Here is a 3513-nt window from a genome sequence, read left to right on the forward strand (position 1 = left end):
GGTACCCGGCTGAAGGTCCTCAGCGCCATGGCTATGGGGAAGGCCATCGTCTCCACCTCGCTGGGCTGTGAGGGGTTGGGCGTCGTACATGGGCGGGAGCTTCTGCTGGGAGACACGCCGGAGGAGTTCGCCGGCCACACTATCCGGCTCCTGCGAGACGCCGGCCTGCGGCAGGAGCTGGGCCGGCGCGCCCGCCAGTTTGTGGAAGCGCACTATGCCTGGTCAGCCCTTGTGCCGCGCCTCGAACAGCTCTATGCCGGATGAAACCCTGCCCCGCTCATCAGCGCGGGAGCGCTGGCGCGCCGGCCTGCTGTGGCTCTTCCGCCGGCTCTCTGCCCCCATCCTGGGGAGACCGCGCCGGCCCTCTTCCATCCAGCGCGCCCTCATCATCCGCCCGGACCATTTGGGGGATGTGTTGTTCGCCGCGCCGGCGCTGGAGCGGTGGCGGGAGACGGCTGCCGGCCGCATCGAAACGACCCTGTCCGTGGGGCCGTGGGCCAGGGAAGCCACCGAGCACGGGCCGCCGGTGGGAGACATCGAGGCTTTCCCCTATCCCGGCTTTACCCGCGCCCCCAAGGGCCCACCCTGGGCGCCGTACGTCCTGCTGTGGCGCGAGGCTCGGCGCCTGCGGCGCCGGCGCTATGACCTGGCGGTCATCCTGCGCTTCGACCACTGGTGGGCCGGCCTGTTATGCTACCTGGCCGGCATCCCTCTGCGCCTGGGCTATGACACCATGCCCTTGCGCCATTTCCTGACCCACGCTGTCCCCTACGCCGGCGTCCAGCACGAGGTCCAGCGCAACCTAATGCTCGTCGAACAGGCGCTGACGCTGGCCGGCCTTCCCATCAGCCAGCCGAACGATTTCCCCCGGCTCATTTTCCGCCTGACAGAGGAGGAGCGGGAGGCCGCACGGCATCTGCTGGCCGGCCGCCGGCTGGATGACGGCCGACCGCTGGTCGTCCTGCACCCCAGTGCCGGTGCCCCGGTCAAGGAATGGCCGGCGGAGCGCTTCGCCGAGGTCGGGGACGCGCTGGCAAGACAGTTCGGCGCCCACATCCTGATCACCGGAGCGCGGTCAGACATCAGCCAGGCCTGGAAGGTGGCGGCCCGGATGCGCGAGGAGGCAGTGGTGACCGCCGGCCGTACCACCCTGGGCCAGCTCGCCGCCCTGCTGATGGAGAGCGACCTGGTCATCGGCGCGGATAGCGGCCCGCTTCATCTGGCGGTGGCGGTGGGGACACCCACCATTCATTTGTTCGGGCCGGCGGATCCTGCCCTGTTCGGCCCCTGGAGCGATCGGCCGGCGGAGCATGTCGTTATCCGCGCCAACTGTCCCTGTGCACCCTGCAACCGCCTCGATTTCCCGCGGGAGGAGCTTCCCCGTCACCGATGTATGGAGACTATCTCCACCGTGGAAGTGCTCCGCGCCGCGGAAGAACTGCTGGAGCGCCGGGGATACACAGCAGGGGCACGGGTCCTTACGCGTTAGCGACGAGCATGCTTGCGGTCCTCATCAAACACCAGCAGGCTGAGCAGGACGCTGACCACGCTGACGATCACCCCGCCGAGGAAGGCGGCGGTGAAGTCCGCCACGTGGAAACCCAGGCCGAGCCAGCCGGCGACCGCCGATGCCAGCCACAGCATCAACGCGTTAATGACCAGGGTGAACAGTCCCAGGGTCAGGATAATGAGGGGACAGGTCAGGAGCTTCAACACCGGACGGAGGAGGGCATTCACCAGCCCGAAGATGATCGCCACGCCGGCCAACACCAGCCATCCCCCTTCGTAGGTGATGCCCGGCACCAATTCCGCCGCCGCCCATAATGCCACGGCGTTGATGATCCAGCGCAAAATCAGCTTTCGCATGACCGCTGTCCTTTCATGTAAGTGAATTGTCGGGCGGGATTGACCAGGCCCGATGGCACCATCCTCATCCTTTGCTCGATGGGCGGTTATAACCTGCGCCGCATGGTGATGAGGGTGCGGCGCTCCTGAAAGCCGCAGGCCTTCAGCGCGGTGATGCCTTCCTGGTGGCCGGCGGGGTGCTCGCATTCCACGCGGGTCTTTTTGCCCGGCCGGATATATTCCAGCGAGCGCACCACCAAGGTCTCCTCGACCTGGCCGCGCACGTCCGGCGCCGCCAGCAGGATCAGGCGCCAGGCGTCGAAGCCCTGGGGGCGGGCTTCCACCAGCGCCACCAGCCGGCCGCCGGCGAATGCCCCTTCCGTCCTCGGACCGCCGCCCAGCAGAAGGGCGGAGACGATCTCGCCGGCCCGCCGGACCCAGGAAGGCGGCTGGGCCATCGGCGGGATATTGCGCACCCACCGCTCAAGGGGATTGACCGCCGCCATCTGGAGCGCATGGCGGGAGCGCCAATCGCCGGCCCCCAGCCGCCGCAGGACCCAGCCGGCGGGCAGTGCCGTCGGCGGCAGAGACTCGGCCGGCCCCACGCGGTACAGCTCCACGCTGGAGTACAGGCTCTCGAACCCCAGCGACTCATACAGGTGCAGGGCCGGCATATTATCGTGCCGCACCTGGAGGAGCACCCATTCCCCGCCCCGCTCGCGCGCCAACGCGATGGCCGCTTCCATGAGCCGGCGGCCGATGCCGCGTCCGCGAAAATCCCGCTGTACCGCCACGTTGGATATCTGCCAGCGGGCAGAGCCGCTCCCCGTGCGGCTTACCGTCACATTGCCGACGATGCGGCCGTCCTCCTCCCACACGAAGCCGGTGAAGGAATCCTGGAAGTCGGCGCTGAGCCGGCTGAGCGTCCACCACAGCGGGCCCATGGCGGCCATGGCGCGCAGTTCGCGCACCGCCGCGAATCCCGGTTCGCCCATCTCGGAGGCGAAGGCCTCCTCGATGAGGTCCGCGACCTGGAAGAGGTCCCGGCCCGGGTCCAGCAGGCGCAGGCCGTTCTGACGCGTTGGGCGAGAGGTTGCCATACTGGTCATGCAGGCATCCTGGGCCGGCGAGAGAGCCGCCGGCGTTCCCGATTCACACTTTTCATTGTAATGGAAATCCGCCGCGCTGTCCAGCCAGGCAGAAAAGGCCGGCGAGCACACAGATGCAGATATATTCAGGATTAGCACGAGGCTATACCCATAACGGCCGCAGGCTGTGACGCTGGAAAATTGAGCGACTATCCAGCGTTTGACAAGATGGGCCTCCTTCAGTACAATATATGTGCCAGTGCCAAGGTAGCTCAGGTGGTAGAGCACTTGACTGAAAATCAAGGTGTCCCCAGTTCGAGTCTGGGCCTTGGCACCAGCAAGCGGAAGTGGCTCAGCGGTAGAGCATCTCCTTGCCAAGGAGAGGGTCGCGGGTTCGAATCCCGTCTTCCGCTCCATGAGAGGCGCAGGCCCTCGCAGACGCGAGGGCCTTTGTTTTGGCCGGCGGTGGAGCAGGAGCCGCCAGGAATTTCTCACCACCTCTGTCCTATGTTATAATCAACTCGCACTTATGGCCGGTGAAAGGAGAAAACACGTGAAAGTCCAGACCAAACGCCTGGAA

At 66.6% G+C, this 3513-nt stretch carries 4 protein-coding genes and 2 tRNA genes; 4 read left to right on the forward strand and 2 right to left on the reverse strand.

The genetic code is table 11. The features are described 5' to 3' along the window. Positions 1 to 264 (forward strand): glycosyltransferase (locus H5T60_02660; protein ID MBC7241332.1); only part of this gene is annotated, 264 nt, incomplete at its 5' end. Further along, positions 254 to 1489, forward strand: a complete 1236-nt coding sequence (locus tag H5T60_02665) for a glycosyltransferase family 9 protein (GenBank protein MBC7241333.1) — start codon at positions 254 to 256, stop codon at positions 1487 to 1489. The genes H5T60_02660 and H5T60_02665, both read left to right, overlap by 11 nt. On the opposite strand, the gene H5T60_02670 is transcribed toward H5T60_02665, so the two are convergent. Next, positions 1486 to 1866, reverse strand: a complete 381-nt coding sequence (locus H5T60_02670) for a phage holin family protein (GenBank protein ID MBC7241334.1) — start codon at positions 1864 to 1866, stop codon at positions 1486 to 1488. The two genes, H5T60_02665 and H5T60_02670, sit on opposite strands and share 4 nt — an antisense overlap. A gap of 86 nt (positions 1867 to 1952) precedes the next feature. Beyond that, entirely contained in the window at positions 1953 to 2945 is a 993-nt protein-coding gene (locus tag H5T60_02675) for a GNAT family N-acetyltransferase (GenBank protein MBC7241335.1), read from the reverse strand. Between the two features lie 249 nt (positions 2946 to 3194). Between H5T60_02675 and H5T60_02680 the strand changes: the two genes are divergently transcribed. Together H5T60_02680 and H5T60_02685 are read left to right on the forward strand one after the other, a co-directional pair. Continuing rightward, positions 3195 to 3270: transfer RNA gene (locus H5T60_02680), tRNA-Phe, on the forward strand. A gap of 4 nt (positions 3271 to 3274) precedes the next feature. Further along, a tRNA-Gly gene (locus tag H5T60_02685) sits at positions 3275 to 3349 on the forward strand. The last annotated feature ends 164 nt before the right edge of the window (positions 3350 to 3513 follow it).

This window comes from Anaerolineae bacterium (genome assembly GCA_014360855.1).
Lineage (GTDB): Bacteria > Chloroflexota > Anaerolineae > JACIWP01 > JACIWP01 > JACIWP01.